Source organism: Streptomyces sp. NPDC059002 (genome assembly GCF_042740435.1).
Lineage (GTDB): Bacteria > Actinomycetota > Actinomycetes > Streptomycetales > Streptomycetaceae > Streptomyces.
Map to the genome: position 1 here is coordinate 21,422 of NZ_JBHYJI010000071.1, position 24,419 is coordinate 45,840.

Annotated in this window: 15 protein-coding genes; 10 read left to right on the forward strand and 5 right to left on the reverse strand. The window is 74.3% G+C overall.

The genetic code is table 11. From position 1 onward, the window contains the following. Nucleotides 1-159: 159 nt before the first annotated feature. Entirely contained in the window at nucleotides 160-2,325 is a 2,166-nt protein-coding gene (gene cyc2, locus ACFWZ2_RS37935) for a germacradienol/geosmin synthase Cyc2 (RefSeq protein WP_384553752.1), read from the reverse strand. 228 nt (nucleotides 2,326-2,553) lie between these two features. Between cyc2 and ACFWZ2_RS37940 the strand changes: the two genes are divergently transcribed. From ACFWZ2_RS37940 to ACFWZ2_RS37985, 10 genes are read left to right on the forward strand one after another with little or no spacing between them, the layout of a single operon-like run. Continuing rightward, nucleotides 2,554-3,042 (forward strand): hypothetical protein, encoded by a 489-nt coding sequence (locus ACFWZ2_RS37940; protein ID WP_384553754.1) that lies wholly within the window; start codon nucleotides 2,554-2,556, stop codon nucleotides 3,040-3,042. A 52-nt stretch (nucleotides 3,043-3,094) separates the two neighbouring features. Next, nucleotides 3,095-5,269, forward strand: coding sequence for a hypothetical protein (locus tag ACFWZ2_RS37945; protein WP_384553756.1), 2,175 nt, complete (start codon nucleotides 3,095-3,097; stop codon nucleotides 5,267-5,269). Continuing rightward, nucleotides 5,266-11,070 carry a CHAT domain-containing protein gene (locus ACFWZ2_RS37950; protein ID WP_384553758.1) on the forward strand — a complete coding sequence of 1,935 codons (5,805 nt, stop codon included), beginning with the start codon at nucleotides 5,266-5,268 and terminating at the stop codon, nucleotides 11,068-11,070. Before ACFWZ2_RS37945 ends, ACFWZ2_RS37950 begins: the two co-directional genes overlap by 4 nt. After that, entirely contained in the window at nucleotides 11,067-11,426 is a 360-nt protein-coding gene (locus ACFWZ2_RS37955) for a hypothetical protein (protein WP_384553760.1), read from the forward strand. Before ACFWZ2_RS37950 ends, ACFWZ2_RS37955 begins: the two co-directional genes overlap by 4 nt. After that, nucleotides 11,419-11,859: a nucleotide exchange factor GrpE gene (locus ACFWZ2_RS37960; RefSeq protein WP_384553762.1), complete on the forward strand. Its 441-nt coding sequence runs from the start codon at nucleotides 11,419-11,421 to the stop codon at nucleotides 11,857-11,859. The genes ACFWZ2_RS37955 and ACFWZ2_RS37960 overlap by 8 nt, the downstream gene beginning before the upstream one ends. Then, a complete protein-coding gene (locus tag ACFWZ2_RS37965; RefSeq protein ID WP_384553764.1) occupies nucleotides 11,856-13,997 on the forward strand; it encodes an Hsp70 family protein in 2,142 nt (713 codons plus the stop codon). The genes ACFWZ2_RS37960 and ACFWZ2_RS37965 overlap by 4 nt, the downstream gene beginning before the upstream one ends. After that, nucleotides 13,994-15,892 carry an Hsp70 family protein gene (locus tag ACFWZ2_RS37970; RefSeq protein WP_384553766.1) on the forward strand — a complete coding sequence of 633 codons (1,899 nt, stop codon included), beginning with the start codon at nucleotides 13,994-13,996 and terminating at the stop codon, nucleotides 15,890-15,892. Before ACFWZ2_RS37965 ends, ACFWZ2_RS37970 begins: the two co-directional genes overlap by 4 nt. 42 nt (nucleotides 15,893-15,934) lie before the next feature. Then, nucleotides 15,935-17,206 (forward strand): hypothetical protein, encoded by a 1,272-nt coding sequence (locus tag ACFWZ2_RS37975; protein WP_384553767.1) that lies wholly within the window; start codon nucleotides 15,935-15,937, stop codon nucleotides 17,204-17,206. Beyond that, the gene (locus ACFWZ2_RS37980) at nucleotides 17,203-17,694 is read left to right on the forward strand and encodes a hypothetical protein (RefSeq protein WP_384553768.1); all 492 of its coding nucleotides are present in this window, start codon (nucleotides 17,203-17,205) and stop codon (nucleotides 17,692-17,694) included. Before ACFWZ2_RS37975 ends, ACFWZ2_RS37980 begins: the two co-directional genes overlap by 4 nt. A 3-nt stretch (nucleotides 17,695-17,697) precedes the next feature. Continuing rightward, on the forward strand, nucleotides 17,698-19,797 hold the full coding sequence (locus ACFWZ2_RS37985; protein WP_384553770.1) for a hypothetical protein: 2,100 nt from the start codon (nucleotides 17,698-17,700) through the stop codon (nucleotides 19,795-19,797). Between the two features lie 22 nt (nucleotides 19,798-19,819). Here ACFWZ2_RS37985 and ACFWZ2_RS37990 read toward each other — a convergent pair whose 3' ends face one another. The 4 genes from ACFWZ2_RS37990 to ACFWZ2_RS38005 form a co-directional block, all read right to left on the reverse strand. Continuing rightward, nucleotides 19,820-21,169, reverse strand: a complete 1,350-nt coding sequence (locus ACFWZ2_RS37990) for a protein kinase (protein WP_384553771.1) — start codon at nucleotides 21,167-21,169, stop codon at nucleotides 19,820-19,822. 25 nt (nucleotides 21,170-21,194) lie between these two features. Continuing rightward, complete coding sequence (locus ACFWZ2_RS37995) at nucleotides 21,195-22,073, reverse strand: protein phosphatase 2C domain-containing protein (RefSeq protein WP_384553773.1); 879 nt, start codon at nucleotides 22,071-22,073, stop codon at nucleotides 21,195-21,197. A 38-nt stretch (nucleotides 22,074-22,111) separates the two neighbouring features. Continuing rightward, complete coding sequence (locus ACFWZ2_RS38000) at nucleotides 22,112-22,771, reverse strand: tellurium resistance protein (RefSeq protein ID WP_384553779.1); 660 nt, start codon at nucleotides 22,769-22,771, stop codon at nucleotides 22,112-22,114. Between the two features lie 130 nt (nucleotides 22,772-22,901). Continuing rightward, nucleotides 22,902-24,419, reverse strand: a 1,518-nt coding sequence (locus ACFWZ2_RS38005; protein WP_384553775.1) for a GTPase-associated protein 1-related protein, incomplete at its 5' end; no start/stop codon positions are given.

Genomic DNA, 24,419 nt, shown 5'->3' on the forward strand with positions numbered 1-24,419 from the left:
TTCACTTCAGAAGACTCCTGACGCATCAGCGAAGTTCCGCGAATCCACCATTCCGGATGAAACCATCCGAACGGGCCCCACCGGTACGGCCGGTGGGGCCCTCGACATGCCTGGTGATGTGCCCGATCGACCCGGCGCCGCGCCCGATCGGGCGGTCGGTCAGCGCAGTCCCGCGATCGACGGGACCCTCGGCATCCGGTCGGGCACGAAGCCGTGCGCGCGCCTCGCCAGGTCCTCCGCGCCGTAACGGCGGCAGTCGCGGTGCCAGTTCAGGATGGCCGCCATCCAGTTCTGCAGCCCGACGACGTAGCCGTCCATGACCGCGCGCGCCTCCTTCGACAGTCCGAAGTCCTCGTACAGGACCGGGAATTCATGCGCGGCGACGTGCTGGAACTGCTGCATGCGCTGCGACAGGAGGTCGTGGACGATGCGCAGCGCCCTCGGATAGTCACAGCCGAAGAAGTTCTGCACGACCAGGATGCCGTTGTGGATCTCGCCCTCGTACTCGATCTCCTTCTGGTACGAGAAGACGTCGTTGACGAGCATGGCGTAGTCGACGGCGGCGTTCTCCAGGGAGCGCACCGGGCCGCTGCGGTAGACCTCGGGCGGCACCACCGGGCCGTGGTCCGTCCGGCACAGGCCCATGGTCAGGTCGGCGCCGAAGGTGGCGCGGCGCATCTCCAGATAGTCGACCGGGTCGGGGATGCGATTCTGCAGCTGATTGGAGAGCTCCCACAGCCAGCCCTCCGTCATGGTGTCCACGGCGTCCCGCAGTGACCGCCGCTGGTCGGTGGTCATGGCGCGGGTCGTGGACCGCCACAGGTCGGTGAGGCCGCGCTCCATGGCGTTCGCGGGCACCAGGGCCGGTTCGCCGTCGACGGGCATGCAGGCGGAGAGGCGCTCGGTGCAGAGCTTGGCGGCGGCCATGTCGTGGCGGCGGCCGAACACGAGGGGGTAGTAGTCGTCTCCGTAGGTGCCCCAGGCCAGCCACTGCGAGCTGAGGTCCATGGCCTCCGCGGTGCCGTCCGGGTCGATCCCCGCCGAGCACAGCGGAAAGTCGTACGCGGTGAGCTTGTCCTCGTCCCACACGCCCTCCGCCAGGATGCCCATCGCGTGCGCCCAGCCGACGAGCCGGTGCCGCGCGCCCTCGAGCTCCGGGTTGAGCCGCAGCCCGAACGGCATGGGGATGTCGGGGATCCGGGAAGGCCCCACCTTCTGGAACGGCACATGCGTGTAGGGCCGCAGCCGGTCCGCCGCTGCCGCCGCGAGCAGGGCGCCCATGTCGGCCGCGGACGTGCCCATGCCGGTGAGTCCGGCGAGCGGCGAGGTGGGGAGCGCGCCCTCGTTCATGTACCGGCTGGAGCGCAGGTGCCACTCGTGGCCGCCGGACTGCCAGTCCTGAAGTCCCCGCGTGTACACGGCGATCGCGGTGGCCTCCGGCCCGGAAAGGCCCTTCTCCAGGGCGAGGGCGGGCACTTCGGTGAAGGCCGTGTGCTCGAACTGGTGCAGGCGCGACGTCAGGACGTCGTTGACGGTGTCGGCCGCCTCCTGGGTCGTGCAGTCGAAGAAGGTCTCCAGGACGAGCACTCCATTGCTGAGCTCGCCCTCGTCCTGGACCTCGCGCTGGTACGAGAAGAGGTCGTTGCGCAGATGGACGCTGTCGGAGAACGTCTCCATCAGCACCCGCAGCGGCCTGGAATCCGCGACCGACGCGGGCACTTCGGCGGTCGCGAACTCGATGAGGCCCGCCGACCAGGGCGCGCCGCCCACCTTGCGGCGCATCTCGATGTACTCGACGGGGTTGGCGATCCGCCCCTCGTTGATGTTGGACAGCTCCCACAGGGACTCGTTCAGGAGGTTCTCCGTGGACCGTGCGAAGCGGCGGCGCCAGTCCACGGACATCGCGGGGACCGTGCGCCGCCACAGGTCGGCGAGGCCCGCCTCGACCGGGTTGCGCGGCTCCGGCATCGGGGTGGCGAGGTCCATCGGCATGAAGAGGGGCAGCCGGTCCAGGTGGGCCTTGCCCGCCGCGCGGTCCTGGGTGCGTTTGAACATGTCCAGGAAGTGGTCGTCGAAGAAGAAGACCCACACGTACCAGTCCGTGATCAGCGAGAGGGTCGGCCCGTCGCATTCCGGATGCGTGTACGCGCACAACAGGCCGTAGTCGTGCGCCTCCAGGTCGCTCTGCTCCCAGACGCCGGAGCCCTCCAGCATGCCCATGTCGCGCGCCCACCGCTTGGAGTGCGCGCGTGCCTCTTCGAGGTGCGGGTTGAGCCGCGGGGGGTGCGGCAGATAGAAGTGCGGGAGTTCGAACGGCTGAGTCATGGCCCGGCCCTACCCGGGGCTCTCGATCGGCATCCGGGCGGCGGCACATGATCGCACCATCGCGTGAATCGGGCGCGCGAGGGGGCGCGCGAGGGGCACGCACGGGCACGGGGCGGCGCCCCCTCCCCCTCCCCTCTCTCCCTTGCCCCACTGAATCACCGGTTTCCCGGCGTGCGGAGGACCGGCGCCTCTAGGCTGCCGTTCAAGTCCCCGGAAGGAACCACCTCCATGACCGATGCGCCGCCGCGAGCGGAGCTGCTCCTGGACCAAGAGGTCCCCGAAGACCTGCGCCAGGAGCTGGTCGCCGCGCTCGGTGCGCTGGGCGCACCGCCGGTCCGCGTCCGCCGCACCCTCGACCACCGCGGCGCGGCCGACATTCCCTGGATCGTCCTCGCGGCCCTGCCCCTGCAGGCGTTCCTGACCGGCCTCGGCGCGGAGGCGGTCAAGGACGCGTACGAGGCGTTCAAGGGTGTCGTACGCAAGGTCGCGCGCCCCTCCGCGCCCGCCCCCGGCGCCCTCGGCGAGGCCCGCCCCGCCCGGCCGCTGGTGCTGCGCGACCAGACCACCGGGCTCGACGTCGTCCTCGAACCGGACCTGCCCGCCGAGGCGTACGACCGCCTCGTCGGGCTCGACCTGGCCTCCTTCGGCGCCGGCCCCCTGCACTACGACCGCGCCCAGGGCCGCTGGCGCTCGATCCTTGACGAGGCCGCCGGCTGACCCGCCGGCCTGAGGACGCGGCGGCACATCCGCCGCGGATCGGGGGCTGACAGTGACTGCGCACACGGACCGGATCCGCGCCGAACAGGCCTGCGCCGAGGGCGAGTCGGCGCTGACGCGCGGCGACCGGGAGACGGCCGAGCGGCACTTCCGCGTGGCGCTCGCATTGGCGGGCGAGGGTCCTGTGGACGAGGGCCTGGCGGGCGAGGGCGAGGCGCCGGTCGACGGGAACCCGGAGAACGCGAAACCGGACAGCGAGAACCCAGGCAGCGACGAAGCCGTTGCGCGTGTCGTGGCGCGGGCTCGGACCGGGGTGGGGCGGGTCCGGTTGGCGGGTGGGGAAGTCGCGGAGGCCGTCGGGGAGTTCGAGCGGGCTCGGGAGGTGCGGCCGGGGGCTGCGGGGCCGTTGCACTGGCTGGGGTGCGCCGCCGCGCATCGCGGTGATCTCGACGCCGCCGAGCGCTGTCTGACCGAGGCACTCGCCTGCCCCGTGCCGCACCCCCGCAGCCTGGTCCAGCGCGCCTATGTGCACGTGCGCGCGGGACGCCCCGCGGCCGCCCGCACCGATCTGCGGGCCGCGGCCCGCACCGGGCCCCTGGACGAGGAGGCCCGCTGGGTGCTTGCCGCGCTGTCGGGCAGGCCCGCGCGCGAGGTGGGCCTGCGGTTGCTCGCGGCGGCCGTGGCGAGGGCGGAGGGCCGGGACGGTGTCGATGAGCGGGTCGGGGCGTTGGCCGGGGCCGCCCGGGGGTTCGGGGCGGATCTGAGCGGGTTCGGTCCGTTGTACGCCGTGCTGCTCGTGCTGGGCGGGCGGCGGGAGGACGCCGTCGCGTTGTTGCGGGATGCCGCGCGGCGCGAGCCCGCCGATCATCGGGTGACGCACACCCTCGCCTTGGTTCTGCTGAACTCCCTTGGCGGTGATGGTCGTTCATCGTGGGAGTCGTGCGTCGCCGCCTGGGCCGCCCTGTTGTACGACGACGGGTTCTGGGAGCGGGTACGGGCCTCCGCCGCGCGGCGGTACGGCGTGGTCGTGGAGCACGCGCTGCTCCCCGGCGTCCGCTCCGGACTGCGCGAGCTCCTGGAGCGGCGCATGCCCGAGGAGGACTCCGGCACCCGGGTCGCGCCGGGACCGCTGCTGCGGCGCGAGGCGGACGCCGCGAAGCTGCTCGCGGGCGCCGGGGGCCTGCCGTCCGACGGTCGCGGCGGGGCGCCGCTGTTCTGCGGGCCGCTGCGCGTCGCCGAGTTGGGCAGGACCGCGGAGTTCGGCGCGTTCGCCGCCGCGCGGGAGGCCCGGGCGCTCCAGGAGGGCGTCCCGGTGGCCGACGCAGGGACTCCCGCCACCGCGACGGCGCCCACCTCATCGACGTACACCTCCATGACGTACACCTCACTGACCTACGCCTTCTCCGAACTCGGCTTCGCCCAGCTCCTGTTGGGGCAGGACAAGGCCGCCGACGCGCTCGCGGCGCTCACCGAGCTGCGCTGCCCCGACTGCCGCACGCGCGGCGGCGGGCCGGGGACCGCGGCCGTGTGCGAGCCAGGGTGTGCGCGGTTCGACGAGCTGAACCCCGGGTACGCCGGGCTGCCCGACCGGCACCGCAGGCTCGCCCTCGACGCGCGCGGGCTCGCCCTGGAGGCGCGGCTGAGCATGGGCCGCTCCGAACTCGGCGCGCAGCGGCCCGACTTCGGGGCGGCCGCGGCGTGCTGGCGGCGCGCCCTGGTGCACAGCAGGGAGCTGGAGCGGTACCGCGAGACGCAGACCGCCATCGTCGACATGGCGCTCGGCGCCGCCAGGGACGCGCACCGCGCGGGGCGTCTGAGCCTCGCGGTGGCCACCCTCGAGACGACCCGCTCCGTGATCGGCGCCAATGAACGCGGGCGCCTGGAGGGGCAGTTGGCCCGGGTGCTCGCCGACCGGGGCATCTCCGTCGCCAACGACGAGACCGCGCTCCTCGACGAGCCCGCCGCCGACCTGCGGCGCTCCGTGGCCTTCAACCCGCACCTCCTGCGCGCCCAGGTGAGCCTCGGCATCGTGCTGCGCGGGCTCGCCGCGGCCCGCTGGAGCTCGGGAAGCCTGTCCGGGGCGCGCGACACGCTGCGCGAGGCGATCGACCAACTCACCGCCGCGCTCGTCCACTTCCCTGACGACCCCGACCTCGAAGAACAGCGGGAGGCCGCGGTCGCCGACCTCGATCACGTCATGTGGCAGCCCGACGAGAGCGGGGCGTGACGGCCGTGTTCGCGTACGAGGAACTGCGCATCCGGGTCCGCCGCGTCGGCGCGGGCCGCTATCTCGTCACGGCCAACGGGCCCGCCGCCGCGGCCGAGGTGATCGCCGTGGGCGGCGAGCCCGCGGCGTTCCGCGAGCAGTGGGACCGGCTCGTCGCGGCGGAGCTCGGCCTCGCGCCGATGGGCGGGCAGCACACGGTGGAGCAGCTGCGGGTGCTCGGGCGCGGGGTGTTCCGGCTGCTCTTCGGCGGCGGGGGAAGCGCCGGTGACGGGCCCCAGGCCCCGGGGGACGGGTCCTGCGAGGGCGTCGGGGGCCACGTCGGCGCCTGTGTCGACACCGCGCTCGACCGCGCCCAGCGGATGCGGCCGCCGCGCGGGCTCCGGCTCCGCTTCGACCTGCCGCCCGAACTGCGCGACCTCCCCCTGGAGTCGCTGTGCGCGCCGCCCGGCAGCCCGCAGCAGTCCCTCGCGCTCAACCACGGCTATTCCCTTGTGCGTTCGCTGCCGGGCGGCCCCCTGGGGCAGCGGCTGCCCGACCCCGCGGACCAGCCGAGCGTCATCCGGCTCGTGGTGGCCTGGGCATCGCCCGGCGGGCTTCCGCCGCTGCGCGCGGCCGCCGAGGTGGCCGCGCTCCAGCAGGGTCTTTCCGAAGTGGCCGTACAGACCAAGGTCGTCGAACGCGCCACCCGCGCGAGCCTGGAGTCGGCGCTCGGCGCGCACACCGAACTGCCCACGGCCGTCCTGCTGATCGCGCACGGCGCGTACGACCACGAGCTCGGCAAGGGCGTGGTGTCCCTGGAGACGGACGGCGGCGGCGTCGACCGGGTGCCCGCCGACCTGCTCAGCGGGCTGCTCCTCAAGGCGCAGCGGCTCCGGCTCGTCGCGCTCAACCTCTGTTCCGGGGCGGACAGTTCGAGCATGGAGCCGTTCTCCGGGCTCGCGCAGGCGCTGATCGGCGGGGGTGTGCCCGCCGTGGTGGCGATGCGGGGGCGGGTCAGCGACGTGGCCGCGGGCGCGTTCGGGCCCGAACTGCTCAAGGGCATCGCCGCCAACAGGACCGTCGACGAGTCCATGGCCGCGGCGCGGCTGCGCATCTCGCACCAGCCCGAGCACACCGCCGTGGAGTGGGCGACACCCGCGCTGTTCCTGCACGAGGAGTGCCGGCAGGGCTGGCTCTTCAAGGCCCGCGAGGTGCGCGACGAGGACGGCGCCGCGGCCGATCCGCTGCGCGAGGGCGCGGAGGCGCTGCGCACCTTCAAGAGCCCCGTCGGGCACGTCGACTCGACCGTCCTGATCGGCGCCGCGCGCTTCCAGCGGGACCTCGGGCAGTGGGCGCAGGTGCAGCGGACGCTGCGGACGCCGACCCGGAGTTACGAGGACGAGCAGCGGCGGATGCGGGCGGAGGCCGCCTTCGAACTGGCCTGGCCCGAACTGGAGAAGCTGTGCGCGCTGCTCGCCGCGGAACGGGACGCGGCGGGCGCGGCCGCGCAGCTCGCCGTGGTGCGCGACGCGCTGCCCGGGCCGCTGCCCGGCTGCCTCGCGGCGGAGGTCGACGCGCTCGGGCGGGTGGCCGCACTCGTCGACGAGGCCGTCGCCGCGGAGGCCGAGGCGGACTGGGTCCTTGCGATCAGCCGGTACGAGGAGGTGCTCGCGGTCCGCCCCGACGGGCCGCGGGACACCGTGGCGCGCCTTGCCGCCGCCCGCGACGAACTGGACGTCGCCCGCGCCTTCGAGACCGCCGGGCGGGCGCGGGACGCGGGCGACTGGGCCGAGGCGGCCCGGTCGTACGCCGCGGTCCTCGCGCTGCGGCCCGGCCACGCGGCGGCCGCGGCGTGCGCCGCGTACGTGGGCGGGCGGGCCGCGGAGGAGGCCGGGGACTGGCGGACGGCCGGGGCGGCGTACGGCGCGTGCGGGGGGCTCGGCGACGCCGCGGACCGGGCGGCGTACGCGCGCGGGCGGGGCGCCGCGGCGCACGGGCTCTGGGCCAAGGCCCGTGACGCCTTCGGCGGTGCGGGACCCTCCTGCCCCGACTCCCCCTCCTGGCACGCCTACTGCACCGGCCGCGCGGCCGAGGCGGCCGGGGCGTGGGCCGCGGCCACGGCGGGGTACGCGGCCGCGCACGGCTTCCAGGACAGCGACGTACGCCTCCTGTACGCGCGGGGACGCGACGCCTCGGACAACGGCGACTGGGCGGCCGCCCTGACCGACCTCACCGCGGCGGCCGCGCACGGCCGGCCGACCGAACCGTGGCTGAGCGACCTGCGCCACCGCGTGTACGAGGCGGCAGTGACGGCCTCCGACACGGCCGACTGGCCCACGGCCCTCACCCACCTCACGACCCTCCCCACCGACTACCGCGCGACCCGCGCCCGCCGCCGCTACGCAGAGGGCCAACTGGCCACCGCCGCGGGCAAGTGGGCCGAGGCGGCGGAGGCGTTCGGGGACTGCGGGGGCGAGGGCGCCGCCTCGGGCACGGTGCGGGGCAAGCAGCACCGGCCTGCCGAGGCGGGGGTCGGGCGGGCCGCGTCTGCGGACGCGGGGGGCTCGGGCGGCGCCTGCGCCGATAGCGCCCAGGGTGAGGTTGCCGGCGACGATCGCGTTCCCGATGACGCCTGGTGGCTCTGTCTGTATGCCCGTGGGCGGGTGTGTCAGGAGGAGGGGCGGTGGGGGGACGCGGTGGGGTGGTTCGGGGGGCTGCCTTCTGATGTGCTCGATGTGCCCGACAGGGTGCTGTACTCGCGGGGGCGGGCCGCGGACGCGCGGGGTGAATGGGCCGGTGTCATCGACGGGTTCGGGCGGCTGCCCGACGCCTATGCCGACGGGGAGGTCGGCGTCCGGCGGCTGTACGCACGCGCGCGCGTGGCCGCCGATCTGCGCGCCGACTGGGCGGCGGTCCTCAGTCTCCTCACCGGCGTACCGGACGGGGCCCGCGCGGGCGCGGTGGCCGCCCTGCGCCGCAAGGCCGAGGGGCGCAGGGCGGAGGAGACGGACGACTGGGACGCGGCGTGCGCCATCTACGGGCGGGCGTTTCCCGAGGGGGTTCCGCCGCTCCCGGGCGGCGCGTCGCCCAGCCATGCCGACGAGGACGACGAGGACGACGAGGACTCCGAAGCCGTCCACCTCTACCACTACGCCCTGGCCCGCACCCATGAACGCGACTCCCGCTGGGGCGAAGCCCTGGGTGTGTACCGGTGCATGGACCGCGACTGGGCGGACGTCGTCGTACGGCAGCGCTATGCCGAGGCGCGGGTGCGTGAAGAGGCGGCTGTGGGCGTCGAGGAGTGGCGGGAGGTGATCCGGGCCTATGACGGGCTTGAGGGCGTGGGCGGGGTGGATGTCGCGGCTCGGGGGCGGTACGCGCGCGTGCGGCTCGCCGAGGCCGCCGGGGACTGGGCCGGAGTGGTCGCCGAGGCCGACGCGGTCGGGGAGCGGCGGGATGCCGTGGCGTATGCGCGGGGGCGGCTCGCGGACGCGCACCAGGAGTGGGGGCGCGCCGCCGACGCCTTTCGGCAGTGCCCGGGGCACCGGGACGCGGATGCCCATCTGGCGTACGCGGAGGGGCGGTTGCTGGAGGCGGCGGGCCGGTGGAGCGGCGCCGTCGCCGCGTACGAGCGGGCGGGCGGCGCGCTGGAGCGGGCCGATGTGCGCTGCCGGAGGCTGCGGCGGCTCATCGGGCTGCTGCCCTGGGCGGACGGCCTTACCGGCACTCCCCTTGTCGCCGATCCTTTCGCGGTGAAGGATCCGACGTTCCCGTATCTCGCCCTGCGGGACGCCGGTGTCGACCCGGGCGCCTCCATGGACGTCGTGAAGAACGCCTCGTACGCCCTCCTGGAGCGCGGCTCGATGTCGTGGGACGAGCGGGTCGCCCTGGAGCGGCTGCGGCTGCCGGGCCGCCGTCTTCGTCTGGACGCGCTGCTGTACCGGTGGCACTCACCCGACGCGCTGCGCGACGCCCTCGCGGGGCTCTCCCCCGACGAGGGGCCCGGGCTGCTCGACGCCCTGTGCGAACGGTTCCCGAGGGACGCGCCGTTGCTGCTGCTCCTGGCCAGGGACCGGGAGGCGGCCGCCGCGGAGTGGGAGCGGCGGCTGCGGGCGGCGCCCGGCGACATGGCCGTGGTGCACGGGCTCGCCGCCGCCCGGCTCTGGCAGGCGCAGGAGCTGGAGCAGAGCGGTGCGTGGGAACACGCCGTGGCCGCCTGGGAGTCGGCGCTCGCGTACTGGGCGACGCTGCTGAGCGACGACGGCTACTGGGACGGCTGGCGCGCCGAGCGGGCCGCCTGTTACGAGCGGGATCTGACGCACGAGGACATGGCGTCGCTGCGCTGGGAGCTCAGCCAGCATCTGTTCGGCCAGCTCTCGGCGTACGAGCAGCGGCACACCGAGCAGGACAGGCCCGAACAGGCCGCCGCCTACCAGGTGTTGGCGGGGCTCCTGGAGGCCGAGCTGGGCGGCGCCCGGGTGCTGAAGGACGTGGGCGGCCTGCCGGACGTGCCGGGCGCGGGCGGCACGCTGGCGTGCGGGCCGCGCTATCTGCGGCTGCTGGGCCTCGAGGCGCCGCTCGGCAGGCTCGCCGCGGGCCTGGACGCGGCGGCGCAGGAGGGCAGGGACCCCGGCGAGTACGCGGTGCGTGAACTGCGCTGGGCGTTCTCGGAGTTGGCGCAGGGCTTCGTCCTCTCGGAGGTCCGCAAGTTCGAGCCCGCGCTGCGTGCCCTGCCCGCGTTCCGCACGCTGACCACGCTGCCCGAGGACTGCGCGGGACCCGCCGGGCCCGGGCATCCGGACGGGTGCCCGCACTGCGCGGACTTCCTGCGGCGCAACCCGGCGTACGTACGGCTGCCGCGCCGCTACGCCCGGCTGCTCCAGGACGGCGTCGAACTGGCCGTGCACATCCGTCTCGCGCTCGCCAAGGCGGCCCTGACGCGCGGCGACGGCGGACTCGACGAGGCGCTGCACCAGTGGACGGAGCTGGTGCGGGTGTCACGGAACGCCGGTATGCAGGCCCGCTCCAAGAAGGCCGTGATCCGTACGGTCCTCGGCCGTGTCGAGGCGCTCTCCGACGAGGACGGCGCCCAGCTCGGCCCCTGCCTGGACGAGGCCGTCACGCTGGTGGAGTCGGCGACCAGGGTGCTGCACCCCCTCGACCGCGACCTGCTCGTCCAACTGCACGCGAAACTCTCGACGTTGCTCTCCATGCGGGGCGTGTGGCGCGGCTACACCCGCACCAAGCACGGCATGCGCTCCGACGTGTACGGCGCGGAGGCCGATCTGCGCCGGGCACTCGCCCTGAACCCGGAGTCGAACCACGCGAGGGACAATCTCGCGCGGGCCCTCGTCTTCACCCTCGACGACCGGACGCACGAGGTACCGGCGCGGCTCCGGCTGCTCCACGAGGCGCTCGGCCTGCTCGACGTCGGGCTCGGGCAGGCCCTGACGCACCGCTACCGCGAGACGCTCGGCGAGGCCCTCGACGAGATGGAGAAGCTGCTCACCCGGCATCTCGGCGTCGCGGGCATGGGGCGGCTGATCCGCAGCGACGCCCGGGAGACCCCGCCCGACGACGACGATCTGCCGTCCTGGGCGGCGGAGTTGACGGACAAGGCGGAGGACGCGCTGGGCCGCGGCGAGATCCTGTGGGCCCTGCACCATCTGATCCGCGCCACCCGCGCGGAGCCCACCGAGCGACGGATCAGGCGGGCCTTCCTCGACGCCGTGCACCGCTGGCTCGGCGAACTGGCCCCGGACCACGAAGCAGCAGGGCGCCCCGTGGCGCCAGGAACACACGAAGGAGACACAGTCGCGTGATCAAGGACCCTTCCGCGAGCGGGGACGGACCCTTCCCCTACGACGCGCTCGCCCCGGCGGGAGTGACGCCCTGGACCAGCCACGCCGACATGCAGGACGTCTCCTTCGAGCTGCTCGCCCGGCATCTGATGACCCCGGTCACCCAGCAGGCGTGGGACGAGCTGCGCACCGTGCGCCGCAGGCTGCTCGTCGACCTGCTCCTGTACGACGTGGACCTCGCGGCCGAACTCCCGCTGGCCGCCGCGGAGATCGAGCGGCTCACGTCGGCCATGACCGACCCGGGGGACCCGCCGCCCGACCCGCTCCCCGAGGACACCGTGCATCTCCTGGACGACCTGGTGCGCTTCGATGTCTGAGCCGTCCGCGGCCGCCGCGCGCCTCGCCTTCGAGTACTCCCGCGACCTGGCCGCCCGCGACGCCGCCCACCAGGCGCTCACCGAACGGCTGTTGCTGCGCTGCGCCGACGTGCTCGACTCCTTCGACCGGCTGCTCGCCGACGGCGCGGCGGACGACGTGGCGGCGTACCGGCGCAGCCTGGGGCTGATCGCGGGGCAGTTGGAGACCGCGCTCGCCGACGAGGGGATGGAGCGGCTCGGCCGGGTCGGCGAGCGCGCGGAACCGGCCACGCACCACGTGGCCGAGGCCAGGCCCGCGCCGGCGGGGGCCGGTGCGGACGAGGTCCTTGAGATCGTGCAGCGCGGGTATCGATACCGGGGGCACGTGCTGCGCGCCGCCCGGGTGGTCGTCGCCGTGGACGGCGGCGCCGAGCAAGGGACGGAGCGGGAATGAAGGCCATCGGCATCGACCTCGGCACCACCAACAGCGCGGTGGCCGCCCACGATCCGCACCGCGCGGACATCGCGGTGCTCACCAACAGCAAGGGCGAGCGGCTCACGCCGTCCGTGGTCGGCGTCGTCCGCCGCGAGGGCAAGGACCAGCTGCTCGTCGGCGAGGACGCGCTGAACTGGGCGATCAGACAGCCCAAGGAGACCGTCGTCTCGGTGAAGCGGCTGATGGGCCGGGACTTCGCCGACGACTCGGTGGCCCGCGCGCGCGACCGGATGAGCTACGAGATCGTGGCGGGCCCCGACGAGGATCCGCGGGCGCACGTGATGCTCGGCGGGCGCACCCGTACGCCCGCGGAGATCTCCAGCGTGATCCTGGACAAGCTGGTCAGGGACGCCGCGCGGACACTGGGCGAGCCGGTGACGCACGCCGTGATCACGGTGCCCGCCTACTTCCGCGACGCGCAGCGCGCCGCCACCCGTGAGGCCGCGGAGAAGGCGGGTCTGGTGGTGAAGAAGATCGTCGACGAGCCGACGGCCGCGGCGGTCGCGTTCGGCCTGCACAAGCCGGGCGGGGCACGCAGCCGGGTGCTCGTGTACGACCTGGGCGGCGGCACGTTCGACATCTCGGTCCTGAACGCCGTCAAGGACCAGGAGGGCAGGAGCCAGTTCCAGGTCCTGCGGTCCGCGGGCGACATCTGGCTGGGCGGCGACGACTTCGACCTGGCCGTCGTCGAGCGGATCATCCACTGGATGCGGACGGAGCACCATGTGGATCCGGCCGGGGACAAGGCGTTCCTGTTCCAGGCGAAGAAGGCCGCGGAGCGCGCCAAGCGGGAGCTCAACGACCTGCCGGAGACGTACATCGTGATCCCGGCGGCGTACCGCAGCGAGAACGGCGTCATCGACGTCGAGATGAAGCTGACCCGCGGCGAGTTCCAGGAGATGATCGCGCCGCTCGTGACCCGGACGATGGACCTGGTCCAGGAGACCCTGGCGCGCTACGAGCTGTCCACGGACGACATCTCGGACGTGCTCCTGGTGGGCGGCGGCACGCTCACCAGGCCCGTGTACGAGGCGGTCGAGGCGTTCTTCGGCGCGGACAAGGTGCGCAGGAACATCAATCCGATGGAGTGCGTGGCGTTCGGCGCGGGGGTGCTCGCGGAGACGCTGCGGGGCGTCGAGTGCTCGGACGCGCGGTGCGCGAAGGTCAACGAGTACGGCGCGGAGACCTGCGCGGCCTGCGGCCGGAGCCTGGCCGACGGGCGGTCCAAGGGCGACACGGGCCTGTACGAGTCGACGCCGATGGCGATGGGCATCGCCGCGATCAAGGGCAGCCAGCGGGACGTGTTCGTGGAGATCATCGAGGCGGGCTCGCCCTATCCGCTCTCCGAGCCGCGCCAGCGCACGTTCCACGCGACGGACAGCCGCCGCATCCGGGTGCCGGTCTACGAGGGCGACAGCAAGGTGGCGAGCGAGAACCACGAGCAGGGCGTGGTCGAGTTCGAGCTGCCGCAGGAGATCGAGATCAACCGCCAGGTGGACGTCTCCTTCAACTACTCGGCGGACCGCATCATCACGGTGAAGATCGCGGTGCGCGGCACGGACATGGTCCTGGAGGCCACGCCCAACCGGGAGAAGCCGCGCACCCCGCCGCCCGAGCCCGTCGGCGAGCTGGACAGCGCGGTCCTGCGCGAGCAGCTGGGCTTCGCCGAGCGGGAGGCCGAGCACTTCCTCAAGCGGTACGGGCCCTACATCGAGCCGGTGCAGGCGATGAAGGTGCGCAGGGACATCGAGCAGGCGCAGCGGGCGGTGGCCATGGGCGACAGCGGCGAGTACAAGCGCCTGACCGAGCTGCTGCTCGACGACATGTACCGCCAGTGCGGCCTCGCGAGCCAGTTCCGGCAGGCCGAACTCGCCTCCGAGGGCGCGCCGCCGGACACGGTGCGGCAGATCAACGAAGCGGTCGAGTACGTGAAGCAGGCGCACCGGCAGGGCAACCGCGTGCAGACCGCCCAGACGGCCCGCAACCTCGTCAACCTGGTCGCGGTGGCGCAGTCCGAGCGGGCCGTGCCGACGCTTCCCGACAAGCCGGACTACGAGGGCATCCTGCGCTTCGCGGAAGAGACGGCGGGCGGATGACACAGGACGCGGCGGCCCCCGTCAGTCTCGGCATCGACTTCGGCGGCACGGGCCTGCGGGCGCTCTTCGCGCTGCCGGACCGGCCGGGTCGGCGCGTCGAACCGGGGCCCGACGACGGGCCGTGGCTGCTGTGCGAGCCCGCCGAGACGGGCGAGCTGCCCGTCACCTTCCCGAGCCTGAAGAGCCGTATCGGCAGCGGGCGTCCGGTCCAGGTGGACGGCAGGCCGTTCGACGCGGACGGCCTCGTGGTGCGCGTCCTGCGGTCGCTGCGCGAGCGCGTGGAGGCGGCGGCGCAGGGGCGGGTGGCGCAGACCGTGATCAGCGTGCCCGCGCGGTTCGGCTCGGCGCAGCGGGCGGCGCTGCGGGACGCGGCGCGCGAGGCGGGGCTCGAACCGGCGCGGCTCATCAGCGACTCGATGGCCGCGGTGATCGGCCACATGACGGACCGGGACAGCGGCACCTGCCTGGTCTACGGCATGGGCTACGAAGGCTTCGAACTCGGTCTGATCCGCAGCGTGCGCGGTCACTTCCGCTCGCTCGGCTACGAGGGCGGTGCGACGTCGGGGGGCCGCGCGTTCGACGCGGAGACGCTGGCGTCGGCGGTCCGGCTGCTTCGCAGGCACCGCGGCGCGGGCTCGGTCCTCGGCGTGGACGCCGCCGTGTGGCAGGGGCTGCGCGCGCGGGGGCAGCAGGCGCGGGAGGCGCTCGGCAGGCCGGGCGGCCCGCAGGCCGCGGTGCTCGATCTGGAGCTGGGCGCAGGCCCCCCGCTGTGGGTGCGGATCGCCCGGCACGACCTGGACACGTATCTGGACCGGCATGTGCGGCGCACCCTGGACCGGGCGCAGGCGCTGCTCGACCAGTCGGGGATGACCGCGTCGGACGTCGACACGCTGCTTCTGGTGGGCGGCAACACCCAGATGGAGCAGGTGCGTTCACGGGTCGCGGGGCTCGGCAGGCAGAGCGTGCAGGCGTCGCAGGAACTGCTCGCCCTCGGCGCCCTGAAGCACGCGGTGCGGCTCGCGGGCGGCGCGGCGTCGGCCGGGCCCGCCGCCCTGGAGGAGGGCCCGCTGGAACCTGCGGCCGCCGGTCAGGACACCCTCTCCGACGCCCCGCCGCTCACGGCGACGCTGGTGGGCGCCGACGCGGAGCGCGAGTCCGGCGCCGTGCGCGTGCCCGGTGACGTGCGCGATGCGGGGTCCCGGCACGGCACGGAAGTCGTCCGGGCGGCGGGCGCGGGCCACGATCCCCGGCAGGTCCGCGACGTGGCGCGGGCCAGGCTGCTCGTACGGCAGGGGCGCGCGGACGAGGCCGGCCGACTGCTCAGGGAGATCATCGCGGAGGCCCAGGAGCTGCTCGACGACCTGACCAGGCCGCAGGCCGTACCCGATGCCGCTCCCCCGGCCGTCCCGACCGGGCCCGGCCAGCCGCCGCCGGTCGCCGCGGTGGCCCTCGACTACACGTCGCGCCGTCAACTGGCCCGCGCCCAGGCTCTGTTGTCGCTCGGCCAGTACGACCACGCGGTGCAGGCCGCGCACATCGCCTGGCAGGACGCGGCGACCAGGCCCACCGGGGCGGACATGCTGGACGCGATGATCGACGTGCACTGCGCGGCCGCGATGGCCGACATGGCGCCGGAGCACTTCGCCGATGCCGAGCAGTGGCTCCAGTGCGCGTACAACCACGATCCGACGAACGTACGGGTGCGGGGCCTGCTCGCCGAGCGCACCTACCGGCACGCGGTGGAACTGGACAGGCGCCAGGAACGGGATGAGGCGATCGAGGCCCTCGGGAAGTGTCTGACGTGGGATCCTGAACACGCCGACGCCGAGGCGTTGTTGCGGCGGTTGAACCGTGACGGAAGGAACCGGCGCGGCAGGGGTGACGTCCTCGGATAGAGGCCCCCTGGAGAGGCCACGGTAGCCCAGGGAGGGAACCGCTTGACGCCCGCACAGCTGCTCGACCAAGCCTTGATCATCAAGGAGTTGAAGCGTCTCGCGGCCCTGCCCGCGCTGGAGCCGCGCGGCGCCGAACTGACCGCGCTGCACCGGGACATGGGCTCGAACACCCGGCTTGACCGGTGGGCCGAGCTGGACCTCGTGCACGCCTTCGTGCGCCCGGAGAGCGTACGGACGCCGCCCGAGCCGACGGCGGGGCGGCGCGACCGGATCCTGGAGGCCGCCCTCGGGGTGCTCGTCTTCATCCCGCTCCTGATCACCTGGTTCGGCCTGCGGGAGGCCGTGCGCGCGTACGGGGAGCTCAGCAAGGAGGACCCCAAGCAGTCGACGCGCCCCTTCCTGCAGCTGTGGCAGTCGGGCTTCGGCGGGCACCTCTCCTCGTACGGCCGCTTCGAGAACGTGGCCCTGATGGCCGTCATCCTGATCGCCCTCTTAGTGGCGCTCTCGGTGTGGCACGCGCGCGTGCGGCAGCACGCGGAGCGCGACGAGGCCGCGCAGGAGGCGGTCAGGGACCAGCTCCTCGCCCAGCTCGCCTCGGTGCTCACCCGCACGCAGATGCTGCTCGCGCCGCACCGCAGCGCGTCGCCGCAGCAGTTCACCGCGGAACTGACCAAGGCCGCCGCGGAGATGAACGAGGTGGCCACGAAGGCGGGGCTCAGCCACCGGGCCCTCACCGGCGCGACGGCCTCCGTGGCGCAGGCCACCGACACGCTGAAACAGGCGGCCGAGGCCCTCACGAAGGAAGTGCCCAGGCTCGGCGACGCGGCGCACCGCATCGAGACCACCCTGCGCGACGGCACGGCCGCGACCACCCAGGCAGGACAGGCCAACGCGCGCGCGGCCCGCGGGATCGCCGACCACGTCAAGACGGCGGGCGACACCGTCGAGGCGTCCCTCAAGGCCCTGGTCGCCGCGCAGCAGTCGCTCGTCATGAAGTCCGAGTCGGTGGCGAAGGCGACCGAACGGGCCTCGCAGGCACTGGTGTCGAGCACCGGCCGCACCGGCGACGCGGTGGACGGCATGCGCGAGGCCACGGAGCGCTGGGACGCGGCGGCGGCCCACTGGCAGGACGCGGCGGCCCGCCTCGACGCCCGGATGGACACCCTGGCGGGGGCGCTGCCCGCACTGAATGCCGGGCTCCCCCCTGTCCGGCACGCAGGTGCGTCGCACACCGCCAACGGAACGCCGTACCAAGGCGGTTCGGACGCCTCCGCCCCGCGGCCCGCGTCACCGCCGGACGGAGGCGGCGCGTGAGCCGAGGGCGGCTGCGGGGGCGGCGCGGGAGGCGGAGCGGGACCGTCGTGCTCGCGGGGTGGCTCTTCGCGGACCTGCTGCTCGTGCTCGCGCTGGTGTCGATGGCCGACCGGCCCGACCCGCAGGCCGACGACCGGCCCGCGTCCGGGCCCTCCAAGGGCGCCACCCCCACTCCCACGCCCACGGGCCCCCGCTCGGTGGACCGCAGGCCGCAGGAGTTCCAGGTGTCGGGCACCGACAAGGGGGACCTCGCCGCGCAGATCTCCCGGAGCACCCGCAGATGGTCGGGCCGCACGGCGGCGCTGGTGCTGACCTTCGGCGGCGGCTCGAACGGCACGGACTACGCCCACCGGGTCAACTCCGTGCTCGGCAAGGGCCGTCCGGACATGTTCACCAAGAAGACCGCGACGGACGACTTCCACAACCTCGGCAAGCGCCCCGAAACCGCCGAGGTCCGCGTGTACTTCTACACGGCGCCGGGCGGCTGAGGCATGGCGGTCCTGCGCCCCGGCGAGCACCCGAAGGCGAGCGGCGCCCGGCTTCCACCGCCCGCGCTGCCGCGCTTCCCCGCGATGCGCGGCTATCTCCCGCTGCGGGACGCCCTGCGCGACGCGGGGTTCCGGCACGCGGCGGACGCGCTGCGCGCCCCGGCCCCCGCGGCCGCGACCAACGCGCTCTTCGGCACGCTCCCCAAGGCCGAGACGGACGACGGCTTCCGTGTCCTCGACGGCCTGTGGTTCCCCGGCCGCGGCGGCAGCTGGCAGCGCGTCGACCTGCGGTACGTCCAGCGGGCGCGCGGCCGGTGGCTGTCCTCGTCGGATCCGCGCTCCGACACGGCGGCCGCCCTGGTCGACGTCCTGGAGACCGTGGTGCGGGACGACCCGATGGGCCTGCGCAGGCTCGTCCTGTGGGAGCTGTGCCGCACGCTCGCCGACGGCGGCGGTACGCCCGGCGCCGAGGAGGCCGTCGCCCTCGGCGTGCACCGCAGTGAGGCGGGTCCGCTCGCCGCCGCGGTGGCGACGGGATTTCCCGCGGCGGGGCCCGCGCGGCACGCCGCCGAGACCCTCAACGACGTATGGCCGGGGGTACGGCTGCGGGAGGCGGAGCGGCTCGTGGCCCATCTGCCCCGCGGCTCCGCGCATCCCGACGGACCGGAGGACCACCGGCTGACCGCGCTCGTCGACGCCGTCCGCGCGCGGTCCGCCGACGTCGACCGGCTGACCGCCGACGCCGCGGCCCTGGAGTCGGCCGGCGCGCTCCGGGCCGCGGCCGACGCCTGGCTCGGCGCGCTGCGGCAGGCCAGGGACGACGCGCACGCGCAGACGGGCCTGCTGCGCGTGGCCGCGCTGCTCGCCGACGATCCGTGCGCCCCGGCCGACGCGGCGGTGACGGCCGGCCTCGACGACCGGACCGTACGGCTGTCCTGGTGCGAGCCGCCACGGGTGACCGCCAAGGTGGCGTACCGCGTGCTGCGCTTCCCGGACGGCGCCCCGCAGTTGGCGGTGGAGACGTCGGCGCGGGAGAGCGGCCCGCGGGCCGTCGACGCCGACGCTCCGGTGGGCCGCCCGCTGCGGTACGCGGTGTTCCCGCTGCGCCGCGACAGGCTCGCCGGGGTGCCGCGCGTCTCGGCGCCGGTGCTGCTCACCCCGGACGTGGGCGACCTGCGCGCCGACGCCGTGCCGGACGGGCTTCGGCTGCGCTGGCGGCCCGACGAGGCGGCGGCCGAGGTCCGTGTGACGCGCTCGGGCACGGCAGCCGACGCGGCGGGCTGGGGGGCGGGCTCGCTGGTGCGGGTGGAGTGCGGGCACGACGGGCTGCTCGACGTGCCGCTCGCCCCGGGGACGTACACGTACGAAGTGTGCTGCGGCTACCGCGATCCGGACGGCGACCTGGTGTGGTCCCCCGGTGTCACCGTCACCGCCCGCGCCGAGGCGTGGCCCTCGCCGGTGCAGGAGCTCACCGTGCGGCGGGACGGCGACGGCGGGCGCGTGACCATCGCATGGCAGCCGCCCGACCGGGGCGAAGGGGTGCTCGTGCCGTGGCCGAAGGGCCCGCTCGCGCCGGGCACGGACGTCTCGGACCTCGTGGGGCGGCTGCCTGCCGCAGGGCCTGACGGCGCGTCCCACCTGGATCTGGCGCCCGCGCCCCGGCAGTGGGTCCGCATGACAGCGGTGAGCGTGCTCGGCGAGCGGGCGGTGTCCGGCCCGAGCGTCGTCATCGAACACCCGGATGCCATAGCGGAGTTGTCCGTACGACGTGTCGCGCGGGACCGGGCCGAGCTGCTCTTCGACTGGCCGGAGCCCGCGGTCCTGGTGCTCGCGTCCTGGAGCGACGGGCGGCTCGGCGGGCAGCGGCGGGTGCCGCGCAGCGCGCACCGGTCCGGGAACGCGGTCGAGCTCCCGGTGTCGGCCGACGAGTGCGTGGTCACCGTGACGCCGCTGGCCCGCCCCGACGCCGTGGCGATCGAGGCGGCACCGGCCAGCGCGGTCCTGCCCGCGGCGCCACCGCCCTCGCCACCACCGCCTCCGGTGCCGCCCGCGCCTCCGTGGTGGATGTCGTGGTGGCACCGATGGCGGCACCCGCGTCCCTGAACTGCCGGTCGGTCCAGGGCAGTTATTCCTTCACGACCGCCTCCGTGCCGCCCCCGAACTCGATCAGCAGACCCGACCGGAGCGCGATCGTCTTGCCCGGCTCGACGTCCCGCACCGTCCCGTCGTCCTTGCGGGCCGTCCACACCGACCTGGTGCGGTTGGTGAGCCCGAACCTGCCGCGCTGCTGCGGGTGTTCGGTGACCTCGCCGACCACGGCGGTGAAGTCGTGCCGCTCCGGGTCGTCGCGCAGATGGTGGGCGTAGACGCGGGCGCTGGGGGCGAGCCGGATGCCGCGCCGGGTGCGCAACGTGCCCGTACCGGTGACCAGTTCGAGGCGGGGCGGCAGCGTCAGGGTGGTGCGGCACTTCCAGCACTCGGGCGGCGCGCCGTCCGGCTGGGTGAGGTTCTGCTTGCCGCAGGAGCCGCACTGCGTGATGGCGTCGAGGACCTGACTGAGGGCCTCGCGCCACTGCGATTCGCGCACCCTGAGGGAGGGGCTCTTCAGACCGTCCGTGAAGGTGCGCACGAACAGGTCGCGCAGGATCTGCGGCAGCGCGTTCCAGCTGGCCACGACGGTGGGCTGCTCGCCGGGCACGGGACGGTTGCGGGTGTCGTTCGGGTCGTACACGAAGACCGGGTCGGTGCCGTACAGCTTGCGCTTGGCCGCCATGTCGAGGCAGCGGATGTTCAACTCCAGGGCGCCGTTGAGGGGGTGATCGTTCATCAGGAGGTAGAAGAGGAGGACCGCGAGGGAGTGCAGGTCGCTCTGGGTGCCGGGCTGGACGCCCTTGTCGCCGCGCACCAGCTCGGGCGCCATGAAGTCCATGGTGCCCGCGACGGCCGCCTCGGCGCCCTCCACGACGGCGTTGTCGTTGTCGCAGACGAGGACGTCGCCGGTGCGCGGGTCGAAGAAGATGTTGCCCCAGTTGATGTCGCGGTAGGCGATGCCCCGGGAGTGCAGGGCGCGGTACGCCTCGACGGTGTGCAGCGCCACGGTCACCAGGGTGCGCATCGTCGCGGCGGACACCGAGGGGTCGCGGCGGAAGAGCGCAGGCAGGTCGCAGAACCGGGCGGGCCGTACGTCCATGAGGTAGCCGAAGCCCGGCTGCTTGCCCTCGGGGTCCATCACGATGGAGCGCGGCCACAGGAAGCGGTCGTCGTCCCACCCCTTGGCGATGAGCCCTTCGAGGATCTCCCGCTGGCGCGCGTCGGCCAGTTGGGGGTAGTACCACTTGACCGCGCGGTCGCCGGTGGACGTCCGGACGCGGTAGACCTCGCCCTGACCGCCGGACCCGAAGAGCTCGGCGACCTTGAGCTTCTCCCCCGACTCGGCCACCAGGGTCTTTCCGGCGGCGAGCATGCCGTTCACCATGCTGTTCCTCTCTGCCTTTCTGCTCTTACGGTGCGTCGCTGCGCTCCGGGGGCGCCGCTATGGCGCCCACGAGGGTGGTGTCGTCCCCGGAGAACCTGGCGGCCCGCGCCAGCCAGTCGGGGAGCTGGGCCTGCACCGCGGCCACGCCCTGTTCGGCGGCGCGGTCGTGCAGCCCCGTGGCGAAGTCCAGGAATCCCTGGTGGTCGGCGAAGCTCTTGGAGAGCCCGTCGGTGGAGATCAGCAGGCACGGCGGGACGCCGCCCGTGAAGGGCTGCCAGTGCGCGCGCATCTTGCGCCAGGGTTCGGGCTCGCAGAGCGAGTCCGTCTCGTCGCCCATGTCCGGTCCGGTGGAGAGCGGGGTGTGCGGGGCGCCGTCCCGGTCGACGAAGACGATGTCGCCGTCGCCCAACTGCCAGCAGAACACCATGTCTTCGGTCAGTACGGCGCCGATGAGGGTGCTGCCGTAGGCGGCGAGGTCCGGCGGCTCCTTGCGCCCGGACGCGCCGGAACGGGCCGACACGGCGCCGAAGCCCGGCGAACGGGAGCCGTGCGCGGGCGAGTTGGCGTCGTGCCACAGGGCGCGCTCGTGCCAGCGGTGCCCCACCTGCCGGGGCAGCCTGCGGGCCTCCGCGCGCAGGCCGGGCCAGGTCGACGCGTCGTCGCCGACGCGCGCCACCTCGAGGGCGAAGGCCCGCGCGCACGCCGTGAACTCCTCGACCGCCCAGCGCGCCCCCATCTCGCTGCGGAAGTGCGCGCCGCTGCCGTGCCCGTCGGCGACCGCGAGGACCACGGCGCGGCCCCCGGCGACGGGCAGCGCGGCGGCCCTGTCCTGGCTGTACTTCTTCGCCACGCCCTTGACGGCGCCGCCGAGCAGCGCCCAGGGTCCGGCCACCGGCTCCGGCACCGGCGCGGTCCGCGGTCCGGTCGTTGTCCCAGGGCCGTTCACCAGATGTCGTCTTCGCCCTTGGTCATCGACGGGACGTCGATCGGCGTCGCGGGCTTGCCGCCGTCGTCGACCTTGGGCGTCGACGCGTCCTTGACGACCGCGGTGGACATCCAGCGGATGGCGGCGGCCAGCTGGCGCGGGTTCTTCGCCTGGAGCGGCTCCAGTTCGGGGTTGCCGAGGAACTCCTTGAGCATGCTCTTGTCCGCGTCGTCCCCGATGGCCACGGCGACGCGCACGGCGCGCTTGCCCCACGGGGTGGCGTCGATGGCGCGGAGCCCGGCACGCCAGTCGTCGGTGGGCTGCCCGTCGGAGGCGAGCGCGAGGACGGGCGGCAGGGCCCGCTGCGGCATCGGCGGGGTCTGCAGCGCGCCGGCCGCCAGCTTGAAGGCGGCGCCCATGTCGGTGGCGCCGTAGATGTGCACGTCCTCCCAGGCGAACGTGTCCACCGGGGTCGGCTCGCTGACATGCCAGCTCGCGCCGCTCGCGAAGGTGACGGCGCGCACGAGCAGCGACGCCGCGGGATTGGACTGGGCGGCCTGCTGCATCTCGGGGATGGCCTCGCGGATGGCGAAGTTCAGTTCGCCGATCTTGCCGTTCACGCCCATGGAACCCGAGCAGTCGAGCATCCAGATGAAGTGCACGGGGCGGCTCGCCATGCTGCCGCCGGGGAAGTTGTCGGCTGCCTCGCCGGTGTCGCTCACGCTGGTCCTTTCGTGGGGAGGGTGGTGCGGCGCGGGGAGCCGCGGCCGGTGCGCCCCGGGCTCGCCGGGGAGAGGGAGAAGCAGGTCAGTGCGGCCCTTGGGCCACCCGGTGCCGCCATGCGGTCCATTCCTGTACGTCCTGGCCCTCGCGCTGCAGGACGGTGGCGACCTGGCCGAGATGGTGGTGGTCGAGGTGGGCGAGGACGGGTGCGAGCACCTGGTCGAGCAGTTCCGCCGCCACCGTGCGCCATTCCGCGCTGACGCCGTGCCGTCGCCGGGGCCGCCAGATGTGGTAGTACGCGGCCAACTCCGCGGGTCTGCCCGGCAGTTCGTGGACGAGGCGTTCGCAGACCGTGTCGTCGAGGAGCTGGGCGCGGTAGGTGCGCAGCAGGTCGGGGCCCGCGGCGACGAGGATCTGCAGTCCGTGCGCCTCGCACAGGTCGAGGGGGTTCGCCCGGGCGAGGGCGCTGCCCACCCGCTCGTCGACGCCCTGCCGCAGGACCGCGCCGAGCGGTGACACCTTGCGGCCCAGTTCGCGCAGCCGCCGTACGGCGATCTTGCTGAGGGCGAGCCGCCCGTCGGCGAGGTCCTGGGCGATGACGAGCAGCTCCGCCGTGTCGCGTTCGGTGGCGCCGAGCTGGCGGTCGTCGACCATGACCCTGGCGAACTCGACCAGCTCCCGGTCGCAGTGGTCCGGCTCCTTGACCCAGCCCATGACGCGGCGGCCGAGATCGGCCTCCACCAGCAGGCGCGGCGTGCAGGTGCGGGCGACCCAGGGCTGTTCGGCGTGGTCCGGCAGGCCGTTGCGCCACACCATGCGCCACAGCAGTTTCAGCGTCTTGACGTCCTCGACCCGCTGTCCCGCGAGGAGTTCGGTGAGCCGCCCGAAAAGTGCGGCGCCGTGCAGATGGTCGGGTGGCCCGCTCCAGTACGCGGCGGCCGCGGCGAGCCGCACCGTGAGCGGCGCGTCCTCGATGTTCCGCCGCAGCCAGTCGCCCTGCGGCGAGCGGGCGAGGTCGCGCAGGCGGTCCAGCTTGTGCTCCGTGAAACCCACGATGAGCAGCCGGAGCACCCGCCGGGTCAACGCCGTGTTGTCGAGGTCCTCCAGGACCCGCACGGCGTGCGCGCAGTCGCGCTTCTCGGGGTGCAGCAGGGCGGCGGCGATCCTGTCCATCGCCTCCGCGAGGCCGGGGCCGCCGTCCGCCCCCACGGCGAGGGCGAGCCGCAGCGGCTCCGTCCAGCCGGTCATGGGGCCGCGCAGCCTGCGGCACAGGGCGTCGTCGGCGCGGGCGCCGTACGTCTCGCGCAGCTCCCGCCAGGCCTCCTGCCCCAACGGCAGCCCTTCGAAGGCCGCCAGGTCGGGCAGCTCGTCCCGGCCCGCGCCGTCGAGCCGGTGCCGGACCAGGGCGAGCGCGAGGGGCCGCGCAGCGACGGCGTGCTCGCCGTCGAGCCCCCGGCAGAGCCGGTCGAGTTCGTCGAGGGTCCGCGGATCGGCCTCCCCCCGCCGCACGGCCCTGGTGAAGGCCTCGACGACCGCGCGCAGAGAGTCGCCGCGGTGTCCCGGCTCACCCAGCAGGTGGAGATCGCCAGGGACACCTTCGCG